The organism is Pyxidicoccus xibeiensis (assembly GCF_024198175.1).
Classification (GTDB): domain Bacteria; phylum Myxococcota; class Myxococcia; order Myxococcales; family Myxococcaceae; genus Myxococcus; species Myxococcus xibeiensis.
Map to the genome: position 1 here is coordinate 178,872 of NZ_JAJVKV010000008.1, position 16,704 is coordinate 195,575.

Annotated in this window: 11 protein-coding genes and 1 tRNA gene; 4 read left to right on the forward strand and 8 right to left on the reverse strand. The window is 67.7% G+C overall.

Annotation, left to right across the window (positions count from 1 at the left end; all coding sequences use genetic code 11):
• Window positions 1–45: 45 nt before the first annotated feature.
• Window positions 46–3,756: an ATP-dependent RNA helicase HrpA gene (gene hrpA, locus LXT23_RS31895; RefSeq protein WP_253984147.1), complete on the reverse strand. Its 3,711-nt coding sequence runs from the start codon at window positions 3,754–3,756 to the stop codon at window positions 46–48.
• Window positions 3,757–4,008: 252 nt separating this feature from the next.
• Here hrpA and LXT23_RS31900 point away from each other — a divergent pair, with 252 nt between their 5' ends.
• Window positions 4,009–5,337, forward strand: coding sequence for a DUF418 domain-containing protein (locus LXT23_RS31900; RefSeq protein WP_253984148.1), 1,329 nt, complete (start codon window positions 4,009–4,011; stop codon window positions 5,335–5,337).
• 115 nt (window positions 5,338–5,452) lie between these two features.
• Here LXT23_RS31900 and LXT23_RS31905 read toward each other — a convergent pair whose 3' ends face one another.
• The 3 genes from LXT23_RS31905 to LXT23_RS31915 all read right to left on the reverse strand — a co-directional run bounded on the left by LXT23_RS31905 (window position 5,453) and on the right by LXT23_RS31915 (window position 8,300).
• Window positions 5,453–6,457, reverse strand: coding sequence for an RNA ligase family protein (locus LXT23_RS31905; RefSeq protein WP_253984149.1), 1,005 nt, complete (start codon window positions 6,455–6,457; stop codon window positions 5,453–5,455).
• A gap of 231 nt (window positions 6,458–6,688) precedes the next feature.
• Window positions 6,689–7,522: a hypothetical protein gene (locus LXT23_RS31910; protein WP_253984150.1), complete on the reverse strand. Its 834-nt coding sequence runs from the start codon at window positions 7,520–7,522 to the stop codon at window positions 6,689–6,691.
• Between the two features lie 169 nt (window positions 7,523–7,691).
• Window positions 7,692–8,300: a TetR/AcrR family transcriptional regulator gene (locus tag LXT23_RS31915; RefSeq protein ID WP_253984151.1), complete on the reverse strand. Its 609-nt coding sequence runs from the start codon at window positions 8,298–8,300 to the stop codon at window positions 7,692–7,694.
• Between the two features lie 53 nt (window positions 8,301–8,353).
• On the opposite strand from LXT23_RS31915, the gene LXT23_RS31920 reads away from it, so the two are divergent.
• Window positions 8,354–9,589: a serine hydrolase domain-containing protein gene (locus LXT23_RS31920; RefSeq protein ID WP_253984152.1), complete on the forward strand. Its 1,236-nt coding sequence runs from the start codon at window positions 8,354–8,356 to the stop codon at window positions 9,587–9,589.
• Between the two features lie 48 nt (window positions 9,590–9,637).
• Here the strand turns inward: LXT23_RS31920 and LXT23_RS31925 are convergent, their stop codons facing one another.
• Entirely contained in the window at window positions 9,638–10,519 is an 882-nt protein-coding gene (locus LXT23_RS31925; protein WP_253984153.1) for a hypothetical protein, read from the reverse strand.
• 231 nt (window positions 10,520–10,750) lie between these two features.
• Window positions 10,751–10,824: transfer RNA gene (locus LXT23_RS31930), tRNA-Arg, on the reverse strand.
• A gap of 260 nt (window positions 10,825–11,084) precedes the next feature.
• Between LXT23_RS31930 and sitA5 the strand changes: the two genes are divergently transcribed.
• Window positions 11,085–12,380 carry a SitA5 family polymorphic toxin gene (gene sitA5, locus LXT23_RS31935; RefSeq protein WP_253984154.1) on the forward strand — a complete coding sequence of 432 codons (1,296 nt, stop codon included), beginning with the start codon at window positions 11,085–11,087 and terminating at the stop codon, window positions 12,378–12,380.
• Window positions 12,377–12,727 carry a DUF2019 domain-containing protein gene (locus tag LXT23_RS31940; RefSeq protein ID WP_253984155.1) on the forward strand — a complete coding sequence of 117 codons (351 nt, stop codon included), beginning with the start codon at window positions 12,377–12,379 and terminating at the stop codon, window positions 12,725–12,727. Before sitA5 ends, LXT23_RS31940 begins: the two co-directional genes overlap by 4 nt.
• A 549-nt stretch (window positions 12,728–13,276) precedes the next feature.
• Here LXT23_RS31940 and LXT23_RS31945 read toward each other — a convergent pair.
• Window positions 13,277–13,537, reverse strand: coding sequence for a hypothetical protein (locus LXT23_RS31945; protein ID WP_253984156.1), 261 nt, complete (start codon window positions 13,535–13,537; stop codon window positions 13,277–13,279).
• Window positions 13,538–14,373: 836 nt separating this feature from the next.
• Window positions 14,374–16,695 (reverse strand): hypothetical protein, encoded by a 2,322-nt coding sequence (locus LXT23_RS31950; protein ID WP_253984157.1) that lies wholly within the window; start codon window positions 16,693–16,695, stop codon window positions 14,374–14,376.
• Window positions 16,696–16,704 lie beyond the last annotated feature (9 nt).

The window sequence follows — 16,704 nt, forward strand, 5'->3', positions numbered from 1 at the left end:
CACCGTCACGCCTTGCTCTCGCCGCAGCCGCACCGCCACTCGCTGCTAGCGCAGCGCCGCCAGGGCCGCGCCGACCTTCGCCACCGTCACCGACACGGGTGTCGTCACCTCTGGGGCAAAGATGGCCACGCGGAGCTCCTCGAAGGCCCACCTCAGCTCCTGCGCCGCCTCCTGGTCACGCACGGTGGCGCGCCTGGCGAGGAAGGACTCCCACAGGGGGGTGAAGGGCGCGGCCTTCCCGGCGTCCTTGCTGGGGTTCACCACCGCACGCGACAGCCGTGCCTGGGCCGCGCGGAGGTAGCGTGGGTAGTTCAGCAGGCGCGCGAAGGGAATCCACTCGATGAGGTTCGCGGGGAACAGGTGCCCGAGCTGCGAGCGGATTTCACGCACGGCCGCCGAGCCGCTCGGCCCCTTGGATGCCGCCTTGAGTGCCGCGAGCGTCGCAGCGAGCTCCGCGGAGGTGACCACGACGGCGTTCGCCCAGTCCCGGGCCGAGCTCTCGATGCGCGGTGAGCCCTCATGGACCAGCGCCTCGAAGGCCGCCTTCGTGCGGGGCAGCGGCGCACCCGGTGCGAGCTTGAACGCCTCGTCGACGCCGCGTGCGAGGACGAGCGCCCGGAAGGCGTCGGCCTGGCCCCGCGCGGGTGGCGCGCCGTCCAGGGACGGGAAGGGCAGCGGCATGCGCGCGGCGCTGACGGCCACATGTCCGCGCGCGGCGAGCATCAGGAGCCGGCGGACTCCCGTGCGCGTGGCCGCGTCGGCGGCGGCGGAGGTCTCGAGCAGTACCAGGTCCACGGTAGCGCCCCGGTCGACGAGCGCGGGGTAGCTGCGGACCTCGAGCGCGCCGACCCGCCGGGTGACCACGGCGGGCAGCTCGCCGAAGGTCCAGGCCGTCAGCCCCTTGCGCTCCCAGTCCGAAGTCGGTGCCGCGCTGCGCAGCGCCGCTCGTGCACGTCCCCCGTGCTGCTCGAGCAGTGCGTCGGCGTCGCGGCTCCGCGCGAGCTCCTTTCCCCGCTCGTCGAGCACCCGGAGTGTGATGCGCAGGTACGGCGGCACGGCATCCGCCCGGAGGGACTCCTCGGGCACGTCCACGCCGCACAGCCGGGACACCGCACGCGCGAGCGCTGGAATCATCGGCCCGCGGAAGGGCACCAGCTCCTTCTCGAGACGGTCGACCAGGTCCGGCAAGGGCCCCAGCTGCTTGCGCTGGGCGCGGGGGAGCTGCTCGAGCAGGGCGGTGAGCTTCTCCCGCAGCCACCCGGGGATGGTCCAGTCGAGCTCACCCGGGACCAGCTGGGCGAGCAGCAGCAGCGGCACGCTCAGGGTGATGCCGTCGTCCTCGGCCGAGGGGTCGAAGGTGTACGTCACCGGCACGGACGCGCCGTGCAGGGGGATGGCGTCAGGGTAGTGCGCCGGGGACAGGCCCGGGTCGTGCGAGAGGGCATCCTCCATCGAGAGGACGAGCACGTCGGGGTCGGCCGCCTCGGCCTTGCGGCGCCAGGCCTCGAAGCTCGCTCCGTCCGTCACGTCCGCCGGGAGGCGCTCGTCGAAGAACGTCAGCAGCGCCTCGCTGTCGAGCAGCGCGCTGCGCCGGGCCTTGTCCCGCAGGCGCTCCACGCGCTCGAGCACCTGGAGGTTCTTCTCCTGGAACGCCCCCCGGGTGCGGTACTCGCCGCGCACCAGGGCATGCTCGAGGAACATCAGCCGTGCCCGGGCGGGGTCCAGGCTGGCCAGGGACACGGGGCGCTCCTTGAAGACCTGAAGCCCGAAGAGGGTCGCGTTCTCCTTCACCACGGCGCGCGCGGACTTCTCCGACCAGTGCGGTTCGGAGTAGCTGCGCTTGAGCAGGTGGGGAGCCGCCTCCGCGAGCCACTCCGGGTCGAGCTTCGCCACGGTGCGCGCGAACAGCTGGGACGTCTCCACGAGCTCGAACGCCATCACCCAGGCAGGGGGCTTCTTCCCGAGCGCCGACGAGGGGTGGACCATGAAGCGCGTCTGCTTCGCGCCCGTATAGTGGCGCTGCTCCGGATTCCACTGGCCGATGCGGGACAGGAGCCCGGTGAGGAGCGCCTGGTGCAGGACGTCCCCGCGCGCCGGGGCGCCCTGGCCCTTGCGCGGCAGGCGCAGCTCGCGGACGGTCTCCTCGAGCTGGCGCTGGACGTCCCGCCACTCGCGCACCCGCAGGAAGGACAGGAAGTTGTCCCGGCACACGCGCCGCAGATGGGATGTCCCCCGGCCCTCGGCCTCGCGCACGAACGCCCACAGCTTGAGCAGCCCCGTGAAGTCCGAGTGCTCGTCCCGGAAGCGCCGGTGCAGCTCGTCCGCCTTCTGCGCGAGCTCCCGTGGCCGCTCGCGCGGGTCCTGCAGGTTGAGCGCCGCGGCGACGATGAGCACCTCGTCCAGGCACCCGTACTCGGCGCCAGCGAGAATCATCCGCGCGATGCGCGGGTCCACCGGGAAGCGCGCGAGCTGGTGCCCGAGCGGCGTCAAGGTGCGCTCCTTGCCCTCGATGGCCCCGAGCTCCTCGAGCACCCGCCATCCCTCGGCGATGGCCCTCGGCTGGGGCGGGTCGAGGAAGGGGAAGTCCTCGACGTCACCGAGGCCGAGGGACTTCATCCGCAGGATGACCCCCGCGAGCCCGGTGCGCTTGATTTCCGGGTCGGTGAAGGCGGGCCGCGTGGTGAAGCCCACCTCGTCGTAGAGGCGCACGCAGATGCCCTCGCGCACGCGTCCGCAGCGCCCCTTGCGCTGGTCGGCGCTGGCCTGGGAGACCGGCTCGATGTGCAGGCGCGTGGTGCCCGAGCGTGGGTCGTAGCGCGACAGGCGCGCCACCCCCGTGTCCACGACGTAGACGATTCCCGGAATGGTGATTGACGTCTCCGCGACGTTGGTGGCGAGGATGACCCGGCGCTGGGGGATGGTGGCGAAGACGCGCGACTGCTCGGCGGCCGACAGGCGCGAATACAGGGGCTGAACCACCGTGCCGCGGAGCTCGCGCGCGTTCAGGGCACTCTCGGCCTCGCGGATTTCCCGCTCCCCGGGGAGGAACACGAGGACGTCCCCGTTCGGGTCGAGCGAGAGCACGTTCGCCACCGCATCGGCGACGGAGTCAGCGAGCTCGTCGTCCTCGGGGGGCGGCTCGTAGAGCACGTCCACCGGAAAGGTACGGCCCTCCACCTGGATGACCGGAGCCCCCCCGAAGAACTGCGAGAAGCGCTCGGTCTCGATGGTGGCCGAGCTCACCACCACCTTGAGGTCGGGGCGCCTGGGGAGGAGGCGCTTGAGCCACCCCAGCAGGAAGTCGATGGTGAGGCTGCGCTCGTGGGCCTCGTCGAGCACGATGGTGTCGTAGCGCTTCAGGAGCGGGTCGCTGTGAATCTGCGCGAGGAGGACTCCGTCGGTCATGAACTTCACGGCCGTCTGCCGGGACGAGCGGTCCTCGAAGCGAATCTGGTAGCCGATGTCCGTGCCCAGCTCCGTGCCGACCTCGCGCGCTACGCGCGCTGCCACGCTCGTCGCGGCGATACGCCGGGGCTGGGTGACGGCAATCTGGCGCGGGCGGCCGCGCCCCATGGCGAGCAGGACCTTCGGCAGCTGCGTCGTCTTTCCCGAGCCGGTGGCCCCCGCGACGATGACCACCTGATGGGCGGTGATGGCCGCGGTGATGTCCTCCACCCGGCTCGAGATGGGGAGCTCGGGGGGGAAGTGCAGGGTGGGCACGCCGCCGGGGGCGGGGATGGGTGAGTCGCCGGACATGGCAGCATGGAGTAGCACTGAAGCGCACGCTGCGCCCCTGACGAATCGTGTGGGCACCTGCGCTCCCGGCGTTCCTGGGGGAGAACCACCGCGCCATCCAGATGCTGGAGGAGGGGCGGGAAGTGTGTCCGGCGATGGGACGCGCAGCGGGAATGGCGCCCGTATCTGGGACGCGGGCAGCGCCGCTCGCGTGATGCACGCTCGCGGGGAATATGGCCAGGCGGGCTCACGTTGCCCACACTTTTTCCGAGCATGACCCCAGCCCCTTCCGAGAGCTCTGCCCCCAGCGCCGAGCCCCGTCCCGTGGATTCCGGCGAGCGACTGGCGCTCCTCGACACGCTGCGCGGCTTCGCCCTGTGCGGCGTGTTCATCTCCAATGTGATGGTGTGGTTCAGCGGCAGGGTGTTCCTGCCGCGAGAGCAGGTCCTCGCGGCGATGAGCAACGCGTCGCTCGCCGACACCATCACCTGGCAGGCGTTCTCGGTACTGGTGGCCGGGAAGTTCATCACCATCTTCTCCTTCCTCTTCGGCCTGGGCTTCGCGGTGCAGATGGGCCGCGCCGAGGCGCGAGGAGCCACCATCACGCCGCTCTATGTCCGGCGGCTGGGGGTGATGCTGGTGATGGGGCTCGCCCACCTGTTCCTCATCTGGTACGGCGACATCCTCAGCACGTACGCGGCGCTGGGCTTCGGCCTGCTCCTGTTCCGGGGGCGCTCGGACCGGACGCTGCTCATCAGCGCCCTGCTGCTCGCCGTGGGGTGGGGCATCGTCGGCGTGGTCATCCTGAAGTTCCCACAGCTGATGGCGGACACGCCGGAGGCCGGCGCAGCCATCGCCAAGGCGGCCGGCGAGAAATCCGCGGCCATCAGGGCGCAGACGCTGGCGGCCTACATGAGTGGGAGCTGGCTGGACGCGACGAAGGCGACCGCCAACTTCTTCTTCCGCGACTACCTGCCCCTGCTCGTCGCCATCACGTTCTCGACGTTTGGCCGGTTCCTGCTGGGCCTGCTGGCGGGGCGGCGCCGCATCTTTCACGACGTGCCCCAGCACCTGCGGCTGTTCCGCCGGCTCCTCGGGTGGGGGCTCGTGGCCGGGGTGATTGGCAGCGGCAGCGGCCTGGTGGTGCAGCAACTCATGCTGAAGAAGGTCTTCACCCCGGAGACGCTGCCGACGTGGGTGCCCTTCGTCACGGCGCCGCTGCGGCACCTGGGTGAGCTGGGCTTCGCGGCCGTCTACGTGGCCGGCCTCACCTTGCTCTTCCAGCGAGCCACCTGGCAGCGGGTGCTGGGCCTGCTCGCGCCGGTGGGGCGCATGGCGCTGACGAACTACCTGTCACAGTCCATCATCAGCGTGCTGTTCTTCTACGGGTACGGCCTGGGCTTCATCACGAAGCTCGGCCCGGCGATGTGCGTCGTGTACTGCCTGGCCGTCTTCGCCGTCCAGGTGGTGTGGAGCCACCTGTGGCTGTCGAGGTTCCGCTTCGGCCCCGCGGAGTGGGTGTGGCGGTCGCTGACGTATGGAAAGGCCCAGCCGATGCGCCGTGCTGACGCCTCGGGCCAGCGCACGACGGTGCCGGCGTAGCGCGCTTCTACCCTCCGGCTCCTTGGCTACGGCGCCTGAGGGGGCATCGGTCTGTACCGCACCGGATTGTTGAGATATCCGGTGGGTCGCAATCGGGCCGCCTGCTTCGACTGCATCAGCGCTCGCCGGCCACCGCCTGGACGAGCGGCACGGCGCGCTCGCGGATGTGGGCCGACAGCCGCTCCTCGTCCGCGGGGTCGAGCGAGCGGCACGCGAGGGGAAAGGCCAGCTCCAGGTCCACCCGCACGTCCAGCACCACCTCGTCGAGCACCTGTCCGGCGTCGCTCCGTCCCCACTTCGACAGCGCGCTGGCGATGCGCGCCGGGTTCACCAGGCGCTCGGTCCAGGCCATGAGCGCAGGGAGCGACAGCCGCTGGTTCGGGTCCCACGCCGCGCTCTCGTCGAACCGGGCCTCGTCGAACTCCTCGATCTTCCGTTTGAAGGCGGCGCGCTGGCTGGGAGTGGTGCGCAGCTCGGACTTGATGACCAGGCCCTCGGCCACGTTGCCGGCGATGGGGGGCAGCCCGAGCAGGGAGGGGAAGCGGGTCTGCGCGCGCGTGGGCACCCCTTCGAGGTCGGAGCGCGTGCCTCGGCGTAGGACAGGCGGGGTCAGCAGTCCCGCCTCGTGCGCGAGGGCCTCCAGGTCTCCGTGGGCCACCAGCACGCCCGCGTCCTCGTCCGAGCGGGCCACGAGCATGTCGAACGGCACCCAGTGCAGGTCCGGCGCGTACCAGATGCCCGTCTGCACAGGTGACATCCCCGGCACGGCGGGCACGTCCGGGTGCGGGTAGTGGCCGCCGAGCAGCTCGCCGTAGAGGTAGACAGTGGAGTCCTCCGTCCCCACGGCACGGGCCATCCGCCGGGCAGCGTCGCCCAGTTGTGCGCGCAGCAACTGCCAGCCGAAGAAGGGGTCCTCGTCGGTCAGCCAGGCCTTGCGCTTGCCGAAGTGCACCTGGCCTCGCTGGACGGCCAGCACGAGCTGGGCGCCGTGGAGCTTCTCCAGGGCCACCCACGTACCGCCGGGGCTGGGCTGGGCTCTCGCCTCACCAGCGGAGGACATCTTGGCGTAGGGACGGAAGCGCATGGCGGGGCCGGAGGCGGGCGAAGAGGACCCTCGCATGACGCCCGAGGACGCTCCGGCCTGACTCCTCCAGTCCAGTCATCCTCCAGTCTTCAACACCACGCGCGCCGAAATCGAGTCGCTGCCGACGCTCGTTGCGGACCTGGGGCCCGTCTCCATGCCGAGCGTCGGGGGCCGCGAGGCTGACTGGCTGATTCCCAGCCTCGGGTTTGAGCTGAACCGGGCCGCCCCTCCACGTCCGAGGATGCGGGGCGGCCGGTAGGTGGAAGACTACCTGTGCGTCGTGCTTTCGCCGGAGAGCGTGACGTTCTTCGCCGTGCTCTGCACGGTGACGACGTCCACGTCCTGCGCGGCGCCAGCGCTCGGGGCGTCTGCGATCAGCACCAGCTCATCGCCGACGACGGGCTCCGAGAGCTTGACGGCATGCCCCAGCGTGACGCCATTGGATGGCGACTTGAAAGACATGCTGAGGTGGGGAATCGCGCCGTTGCTGAGCGTCAGCACATTGCCGGCGTCCCGGCGGCACGGGATTTCACAGTGGGGGCAGGCGAGTGGGCCGCCGCCGCCGATGCACATCTGGTAGCACAGCTCGCGGCTCACCGTCGTGCAGGTCGGGCGGAGGGAGTGGCTGACCGACTGGGCCGCGATGGTGCCGCTGGGCAGGCCCCTCACGGAGTCCACGAGCTTTCCCTTCGAGTACAGAAACGCTGAAAAGGTGGTCGGCTCGCCGTCCGCGTCGACGAAGGTGGCAGCGAAGGTCTGCTCATCGCTCCGCTCCGTGACGGTGGAGGTGGCAACCACCTTGCCGCCCGCCTCGAACGTCGTCACGGTGATGTCCTCACCCGTGCCCGAGGGGTCGCAGGTCTGCCCCGCGCTCCAGGTCTTCGCACCCAGCGTCTCGATGGCCACGCCGTCCATGCCGGACGTGTCGCTCACATGGGCGGTGAGTTCCTTGCCCTGGACCATCAGCCTCGCGCCGCCCACCGCGCAGTGCGTCAGCCCCGAGAACTGGACGCAGTCCTGCGCCTGGGCCTGGGACAGTGGGAGGGCGAGGACGAACATCGTGATGACACTGGAGTGGGCCCAACGGCGAAACGAACGCATCAATTGCTCCTGACACCTTCTCAAGGGAATTCCCGGAAGGGTGGGCTTGCGCGTTCACTTGCTGTGCCAGGAATCCTTCACGTGGCTCCGTCGTCCGCGACAGGTCCGGACGCGCGGTTGTGGCATGGAGTGTCACAGCTCACGTGCGGTTGTGACAGGCGGCGCTACACTAGGGATCGCTCCCGCCAGACGGCCGGGCCAATGCCCTGAACGCCTCGTAGACCACCTCATCCGAAATCAACTCCGGTGTGAGGATGCGCTGGAAGGTGAGCCCTTCCACGAGCGAGTTGATGACGCGGACGAGAACGTCGGGCGGCATCGGCAGGTCTTGCTCGTCGAACATCGACAGGAGCCAGGCCGCGCCAGCGTCATAGCCGGCGGCCATGACGTCGCGGAACCTCGCCCGCACGTCCTCGTGGCGAAGGGCGTAGGCTCGGAACGTCAAGGCTCCGACCGCCGCAGGCTGCCGATGCGGCATCGCCGCGAGGGTGGCCGCAGCCACAGCGTCCATCAGCTCTGCGAAGGATGCGCCCGGCCGGAGCTCCGGAACAACAGGCGCCCACTGACGCTCCGCCAGCGCCATGAACAGCTCGTCGCGGTTACGGAAGTTGCCGTAGATCGACCCCGTGCTCACGCCAGCGCGGTGGGCGATCTCCTGCATCGTCGTCTGCTCGAACCCCTTCTCGCGGGTGAGCTCCAGGGCCGCATCGAGCAGGCGTGCCCGCGTCCGTGCCCGCTTGTCGCCCTTCGGACTGCCTCGCTGCGTCTCTGACTTCACTCCGGAGAAAATACCGACTTTATTTTATAACGGCATTATATTATTCGTAGGGCATGAACAGCGTCCATCCCGCCCAGAACGACATCGACGCCCTCGTCGCCGCAGGTCAGCTCGCCGGGGCGGTTGGCCTGGCCTGGAGAAACGGCCGGGTCGCCGGCCAGCTGGTGTCCGGATGGCGAGACCTGGATGGCCGGTCGCCGATGAGGCGAGACGCCCTGTTTCGAATTGCATCGCTGACCAAGCCGGTGACCGCGGTCGCCGCGCTCATGCTGCACGACGAAGGTCGCTTCGAGCTGGAGGACCCGATCACCGGGTGGGCGCCGGAGTTCCGGGACATGCGCGTGCTGTCCACGCCGGACGGATCGCTGGACGACACCGTTCCCGCGGAGCGGCCGATCACGTTCGGGGACCTGCTCTCGCACCGCGCTGGGTTCACCTACGGCGCGTTCCACTCAGGCCCCCTGCGGAGCGCATACCGCGAAGCCCTGGGCGCCGACCTTGACAGCCATCGTTCGGCGGACGAGTGGGTGGCTGCGCTCGCGAGCTTGCCGCTCGTCGACCAGCCCGGCCGCGGCTTCCACTATGGCGTCTCGATCGACCTGCTGGGCTTCCTGATCGCGCGCATGGAGGACGCGCCGCTGGAGGACGTGCTGCGCCAGCGCATCTTCGCGCCGCTCGGGATGGACGACACCGGCTTTGACGTCCCTGAGGGAAAGCGGGAGCGGGTCGCCGCCATGTACGGGTTCGACGATGAAGGCCGGCTGGAACGGCGAGACAGCCACCCGCCTGAAGAGCCTGCCTTCCTGCCGCGTCGTCCATCGGGCGCGACCTTCGTGTCCGGAGGCGCGGGCCTCTGGTCGACTGCAGACGACTACCTCACCTTCGCACGGCTGTTCGTGGAGGACGGCGCGGTCGGGGACCTGCGCCTGCTGAAGCTCAGCACCCTGCGCCGCATGACCGCGAACGTGCTGACGCCTGAACAGATCGCAGGCGCAACGATGATGGGGCTGCCCGCCTTCTCCGGACAAGGGTTCGGACTTGGGGTCGCGGTCGTGCTCGATCGCCAGTCCGCCACGGTCAATCCTTGCAAGGGTGGGGTGGGAACGGTCGGCTGGCCCGGCGCATATGGAGGCTGGTGGCAGGCAGATCCGACCGACGGCTCGGTGCTCGTGTTCCTCGCGCACAATGCCCTGGACTTCGACAAGGCGGCGCGGGGCCTTGGGCTCGCGGTCTATTCGGCCATCAATCAGTTCCACGCTTCAGAGTGGGTGCATGCGCAGCGGCTCTAGCGGCACGGGGGCCGGCCGCAAGCCGAATCCCCCCGCTCGCGCACGTCCTCACGCGATGTACTGCGGCGGACGGGTGCCCGGGAGGATGGGCTCGCTTTCGTAGGTCACCTCCCAGTCGGGGTGGCCAAAGGGTGAGGTGTACAGCTCGCCGCCCAGGCGTGGGTCCAGCCCCAGCGGCCCCAGGTCCTCGGGGTTCGGTGCGCCGCGCAGCGCTTGCAGCGGCCCCACGCCGAAGTAGCGGCCCAGGTCCCAGTCCGTGTCGTGGGCCATGGCGATGCGGCTCGCCGCGCCGGGGTACTGGCCCGTCGGCAGGATGTGGGACCCATTGCCGGCGGTGCCGCCGAATGGGTCGAACTTCATCCACCACGAGGCGGGAATCTGCCCGCCGGTGCGCGCGCTGGCCGCCTCGGCCCACGCCACGTGCGACGGCGAGCCGTAGTACCCCGTGTCCCTCGCCCACTCCTCCAGCGACGCGTAGCCCGCCTCCTCCATTGCCGCGCCATAGGCGTTCGTGTCGTCCGCGAGCTTCTCCGCCATGGCGCGGTCCAGCTCCGCGGGCAGCTGCTCCGGCGCAATCCCCAGGTCCAGCGGCGTGACGCGAATCTCGATGTGGTTGCGCGTCTCGAGCATCAGGGGCCAGAGCACGGTCGTGCCCGCGTCCACGCGCACCGTCACCTTGCCGTCCTCACCGGGGCCGGACACCTGCGCCACTTCCTGCGCCTGCAGGGCGGCGGAAGTCCCGCGCTGTGGTGGGACCTCCAGCGCCACGGGTTGCCGGGTGTCCGCCTTCGACGAAACGAAGGTGTCGCCGGACGCGGCGGCCGTCGATCTCGGGGTGCTCTCGGACCTGGCGACGTTCTGCTTCCTGGGCTCCGGTGCCTTCACCTCGGGCGGAGGCGGCGGTGCTGACTTCTTGGAAATCCGGGTCATGTGGCGACTCCCCCTGGCGCGGCGTGCGGTGGCCGGCGTTCACAGGAGATTGTCGTCCCTGTCCGTCCGCGAGTTGACTGCGAAGCAGGCCCTGCAGAACACGATGCTTGCGGCCTTCCCAGTATGGCTGGAGCCCCTGATTGCTCGGGGGCAAGGCGCGACCGGGACAGCGCGTCAGGAGGGGCAAATATAGAAAAAGCCCTGCTTCCGCGAACTTGGGAAGCAGGGCGATGACCCCGACAGGAATCGAACCTGTGGCCTGCGGTTTAGGAAACCGCCGCTCTATCCAACTGAGCTACGGGGTCGTGATGGCGCGTTATAGCAGGCGGACCGACGCGCGCAACGAGCGTGAGGGGGTGGAAAAAATGCCCCTGTTCGAGCGCGCCCCTGACGCCTACCTGACAAAAGAGGAGGCGGCCGTGGAGTCTGCAGCCGCTGCCGCCCGCAGTGCAGCGGCAGGGCCGCATCACCTTCCTCTGTAGGCTGAAGATGAGGGCCGGAACGTCATCGTCCCTGGGGCGACCTTCCCGTAGATTGGAGCCCTCCTCGCGCTGGAAAGCGTCTCATGGCAACCCGTCTGGGCGTCACGCTCCTGCTCCTCGTCCTGCTCAATGCGTGCGCCACGCCGCGTGTCATCCGCCTCGACACGGGGCAGGGCTCGCCCCTGGAGTACAGGCCGTCTTCCTCAACCAGGTCCGTGAAGGTGGACGCGGGAGCATTCGAGGAGGCGCTCGCACGGCTGGTGCTGGAGGTGCCCCTGTCGCTCCGTGCTCCTCAGCAAGGTTTGCTGGTGCGAGCCTCCCACCCGGGTAGCAGTGCTGACACCCAATGGCGGCGCCTGATGCGCAAGAGCTTCAGCGGCCTCTGCGAGCCGGGCCAGCGCAGGGACCACTGCCTCTCCCTGCTCGACATCGGGCCTGGCCTGGGCGAGTGGGACAAGCTGGGGGTCGCCCTGGGGCTGTCGCTGGAGCCCCTCAAGGAGAGCATCGCCCGGGCAGTGGAGAAGACCCTGGCGCCCCAGCTCTTCTACACCGTCATCGCCACGGGCCTCGTCACCTGGGCCGTCCTGGCGGCGAATCCCGAGCCGGTGTTCACCAAGGTGGCGGCCATCGTCTCGGCGGTCCTGCTCATCTACCTGGGAGTGGAGACGTTCCTGGAGGTGGTGGACGCGAGCCGGGAACTGAAGCGGGCCACCGACCGGGCCACGACGTGGATTGAGTTGGAGCAGGCGGGTCATCGCTTCGCGAACCGGGTGGGGCCGGAGGTGGCGCGCGTCTTCGTGCTCGCGGTCACCGTGGTAGTGAGTCAGGGCATGACCGGGGGCGCCGCGTGGCTGGCCTCGCGGCTGGCGATGCTGCCCAGCTACATGGAGGCAGCGGCAGTCGGGGCCTCACGGGTGGGCATCAGCCTTGCGAACGTGGGGCAGGTGAGTGCGGTAGCCGTTGAAGGAAGCACCGTCATCGTCTCCCTGCCTGCCACGGCGGTCGCCATGGCGGCCCGGGGCGTGAGAGGCGCAGCGGGAGTCAGTCCTGCCGGCTTCAGGTCCTGGGGCTCGTTCAGCGGCTTCAAGAGTGCTTTGGGTCCAGCGGGTCCGGGGAAGCAGTGGCACCACATCGTCGAGCAGACGCCAGGCAACGTGGAGCGATTCGGTCCTCATGCCCTGCACAACACCGAGAACGTCATCCCGCTGGAAGAAGGGCTGCACACCCAGATCAGCGCCTTCTACTCGCGAAAGCGCTTCTTTATCACCAACTCGGAGAACCTGACCGTCCGAGAGTGGTTGAGCACGCAGTCCTTCGAGGCTCAGCGTCAGTTTGGCTTGCAGGCCATCGAGAACATCAAGAAGGGAATCTGGCGATGACCATTGAGGAGCTTGTTGAGGAGTTCGCCCGAAACGTAGCCGCGCAGACCGATGCGATCTTTCGCGGGGATACCAGCACCGGAGATGAGCACGCTGAACGATACATCTCTGCTTTCAAGAAACTGCGCTCCGTTGGAGACGCGGGGCGGGATGCTCTTGCAGTGCTGCTGGAGCATCCTCGCATGGATGTGAGAGTCGGAGCTGCCGCATGCCTGCTCCGCCATCGGACGGCAGAATCCAAGGCGGTGTTGGAAGCAGCGGCGAGGGGGGAGGGGCTCGCTGCGTTCGAGGCTGCCCAGGTGTTGAAGAACTGGGAGAACGGCACCTGGGCCTTGGACCCTGCATGACGCTGCGCAACCTCCAAGGGGTGAGCGTCGATGAACTCGCCCAAGAGTACGAGCAGGCGGCGGTAGTCTACGGACAGGCGCTGGCCGCTGCGAATCACCGTGCTGCCAATCGGGCCCACGACAGGATTGCAAGCGCCTACCGTGAACTTCGCATGCGAGCGACGGCCCCCCATCTCCTCCCGCTGTTGAAGAGCGAGAACGAGAACGTCCGTTCATGCGTGGCGGCACACGCGCTTGAGTTCGCACCAGAGCAGGGGAACCGGTTCTGTTGGAGCTTGCGGCCCGTCCAGGGCGAATCCGGACACCAGCCGAGTACGCGCTCAAGGCGTGGCGTGAGGGCACGCTCAAGCTCCCATGAACCACCCGATGAAGGTGAACGATACGCAGGCGTTCCGCACTTGGACTACTGTGGTCTGGAGGATCGTCTCCGAGGAGAGCAAGGAGGCATTGGAGAGCATGGGACCATGGGGACGAAATTCATTGAGGTGTAGCTCGTAGCAAGCTCCTTCGGCGGCTTCCCCTCGGGGCAAAGAACAGCGCAAGAAAGTATTAGAGATCGTCTTTTCGCTTTCTCGCTGCTTTGATGGAGGACGCCGTGACATGCGAGAGGTCGTAATAATCAACTGCCACGTGGATCAGTGGAGCATTCGCTTGCAGAAGCTCCGGATAATATGCGACGACGACGAGAGTATTGATTTTCTTATTGCGAAAGAATGTTTGTGGTGGACCAGTCCTGTAGACATAGTGAGCGAGGGCTTCGTCTAGCGTCACTGGCGCTCCGTACTTCTCCTGAATCGTCTTGAGGAACACACGAACAACCTCGTGAGCCCCTTCAAGGCTATAGGTAACGAACGTCAGACGGCTCTGGGACGCTGCCCCCTCGAAGAAGAACTGTGCTAACGACACGTACATGCCACCGAGTTGCCCACCCTCCAAGGAACAAAGGAGAGGCGGGATGCACCGGGCCGATGGATGTGTTTTGAGGAGTTCTTCCTGGGTAGTTGACCAACTTAGGCCACTACCTTGGCCATGAGTTGGCGGTGCGGCCAGGAGGAGAGCAATCGCGATGACGAGTGCTGCCGAGAGGCGAGGTGGACTCATACGTGGAGCATAGGCAAGATTGAGGACTTCTTGCAGGCAGAGGGGCAGAGAAGGGCCGCTGACGGGGGCCCAGCAGGGCCGAGCGCCGAGTCGGTGCACGGGCTGTGCAGGCCCCTTGGGGCACACGCCTGCTCAGGCGGCTGTCCCACCTGGGATTAGGGGCTAGCAGTGGGCTCTGTTCTTCCGACTGGCTCCGCCCGCATTTGAGGGGAACGGTACGCAATTGGTCCGTAATCGGTCGGCCGCTGGTGATCGCCCACGTCCAGTAATCTCAGGGATTCAGCCGCCGCTACCCGAGGACCAAGGGGCCCTGCAAGGGTTAGGAAACCGCCGCTCTATCCAACTGAGCTACGGGGTCTTCGGGGCGCGTTATTGCAGGCGACCGGAGCCGCGCAACGGGAACGAAGCCCGCGCGGAACAGGCCCTTTCGAGCGCGATCCTGATGCCTACCTGACAAAGGCGGAGGCAGCCGAGAAGGCCACCTCCGCCGCAGTCATGGGGCGGGGTGGGGCGCCCGCTTCCTCGCCCGCCTCAAGGCCGGGGGCTCAGCCAGCGTCCGCGGTCTCCGGCGGCTGGTCGGTCGGCATGGCGGGCAGCGACGAGAAGAACTTCTCGTCGCGGTCCGCGCAGAACGGATACGGCTGCAGGGAGTAATTCTTGAGATTGAGCCGCTTGTTGCTCTTGTCCTCGCAGGCCGCGAGGTTCCCGTAGCCGCTCTCCTTGAACATGGCGTCGCCCAGCTTCTCGTACTTCTTGATCAGCGCCTTCGTGTACTCGACGCCCTGCCTGTCGCCCTTCTCCATCTCGGCGATGTTGTCCGGCTTGATCTCGATGACCTGGCAGTCTCGGATGCAGTCGATCCGGCACCCGGAGCCCCTGTAGCGCGGGTTCGGATTATCGCAGTAGGTGCTCTCGATGTAGATCTCGATCCCGTGCGGACAGCTCGAAGAGGTCTGCCGGCGCTTGTGCTCGGCCTTTCCGTATTCGATGTGCGCCCGGATCTTCGGATTGTTCGAGCCGAGCAGCTGTCCCTCCTTGACCTTCTCGATGCTGTCCATCCGCGAGACGATGGCGCGCTTGAGCTTCGGAGCGGACTTCACCTTGTTCTGCGTGATGAGGACGTCGACGGCCTTCAACATCCGGTCGTACCGTCCGGTGATCGAGCCCCACTGACTGTTGAGCTTCGAGGAGTAGCCGTCCGCGATCTCCGTCACCTTCCGCTCCCAGTCGTACTCCTTGCAGAACGCCTCGCGAACCTCCCGCGCGTCCTGCTCCGCGGTCTTCCGGAACTCGAGGACATCGCGCTCCCATTCCCGGAAGTCCTTCATGATCGCGCGGTAGTTCTCGGCGACGCCGCCCTTGTAGCGGCTGAGCTCCTGCATCGCGCGCTCGACGTCGGGGTTCTTCTCCCCGAGGAAGAGGTTCTTGCAAGGGTCCTTCTCGTAGATCTCCGAGCGCCTGGCGTTCCAGTAGGCGAGAGTCTTGTCGGCGGAGGCGTCGAGGTTGCTCTTGATGCTCGACCAGGTCCCCTCCGTGAAGGAGAAGGCCTTGGTGGCCGCCACGCGCCGCTCCATCGTGTCCTTCTGGCGGTCGGTCTCCGCCTTCTTTCCCGCCCACTTCTTCCCGAGCGAGGCGGACAGCTCGGTGAGCTTCGCGACACCTTCCTCGTGGTCGTCCTTGCTGCCGACGTAGCGGCGGATCGTCTCCTGGAGCCGGGTCTCGTCCGTCCGGCAATCGCGGACGTCCCCGTCGAGGACGTTCTGCTCGGACTTCAGCCTGCGAATCGACTCGATGGCCTCCTTCAGCGACCGGGTGTGGGCCGGCCAGCGCTCCGCGAGCTGGCGGGCCTCCGAGTCCTCGCCCTGGATGTCCTTCAGGTCGCCCAGGAAGGCGAGCACGTCCTCCACGGCGCGCAGTGCCTCGGAGAGCTCGGAGGACGCATCGCCGCTGCGGGAGTCCAGGTCCTTGACCTTCGAGGCGATGGTCTGCAGCTTCTCGTCGATCTTCTTGCGTACCACCGTGCGGACCTGCCCGAAGTTGCCGAGCTTCGACATCGCTTCCTTCACGGCGTCGTAGTCCTTGCCCTTCGCGAGTTCGGTGCACTTCGACTTCGTCTCGTCCATCCGGCGCGTCCAGCGGTCCCAGATATCGTTGGCGCCGTCATGGAGCTCGCTCTTCACGTCCGACCAGCGGAGGTGCGACTCGGAGAAGTTCTTCGCAGAGCTCTTCCAGCGGTCCATCGCGTTGTGGACTTCCTGCTGCTTACGGTATTCGTCGTTGTAGGAGCGGCCGATCTTCTCGGCCTCGTCCGGAATCTTGAGGAGCCCGTTCGGGTCCTTCTTGTCGACGAACGTCTGCATGAACGACTTCAAGTTCCGGTCGGCCTCGGAGCAGCGCTCGTGGAGCCGCGACTCGTCCGCCTTCACCTGGGCGTCCTTCATCCGCTTCAGGTCCTGCGCAGACTCCCGGAACTTGGAGATCCAGTCCGGGTAGTAGGAGGCCATGTACTTCCCCGGATCGTTCTGGGGATTGAGCGACTTGAGCTTCTCGACGTTTTCCTTGACCGTGTTCAAGTATTCGAGGGCGGAGTCGATGTCGCTCGAGCTCGAATCCGAGACGATGCCGTCGAGCTTGTCCTTGATGCGGGAGAGGGAGTCGTCAACCGTCCGGACCCGGTCGTCGATCTCGTCCGCGAACGCGGGCGAGGCAACGAGGACTGCCAGCACCACCGCTATCAATTTCTGCTTCATCATCAGGTTCCCCCCTCGAGTTCGAGCCCCTCCGCGGATCACCTGCTGGTTCCTCGGAGCGGGCCAGCGGCTGAGTGTAGTATCGACCACAGGACAGACAAGGATCCTGTTGCGCATGACGGCCGC

Excerpts from the sequence above, each read along its gene's own strand:
- LXT23_RS31910 (WP_253984150.1), bottom strand. The coding sequence starts at position 7,522 with ATGCGTTCGTTTCGCCGTTGGGCCCACTCCAGTGTCATCACGATGTTC.
- LXT23_RS31950 (WP_253984157.1), bottom strand. The coding sequence starts at position 16,695 with ATGCGCAACAGGATCCTTGTCTGTCCTGTGGTCGATACTACACTCAGC.
- LXT23_RS31920 (WP_253984152.1), top strand. The coding sequence starts at position 8,354 with ATGAACAGCGTCCATCCCGCCCAGAACGACATCGACGCCCTCGTCGCC.
- LXT23_RS31900 (WP_253984148.1), top strand. The coding sequence starts at position 4,009 with ATGACCCCAGCCCCTTCCGAGAGCTCTGCCCCCAGCGCCGAGCCCCGT.
- hrpA (WP_253984147.1), bottom strand. The coding sequence starts at position 3,756 with ATGTCCGGCGACTCACCCATCCCCGCCCCCGGCGGCGTGCCCACCCTG.
- LXT23_RS31940 (WP_253984155.1), top strand. The coding sequence starts at position 12,377 with ATGACCATTGAGGAGCTTGTTGAGGAGTTCGCCCGAAACGTAGCCGCG.
- LXT23_RS31905 (WP_253984149.1), bottom strand. The coding sequence starts at position 6,457 with ATGCGAGGGTCCTCTTCGCCCGCCTCCGGCCCCGCCATGCGCTTCCGT.
- sitA5 (WP_253984154.1), top strand. The coding sequence starts at position 11,085 with ATGGCAACCCGTCTGGGCGTCACGCTCCTGCTCCTCGTCCTGCTCAAT.
- LXT23_RS31925 (WP_253984153.1), bottom strand. The coding sequence starts at position 10,519 with ATGACCCGGATTTCCAAGAAGTCAGCACCGCCGCCTCCGCCCGAGGTG.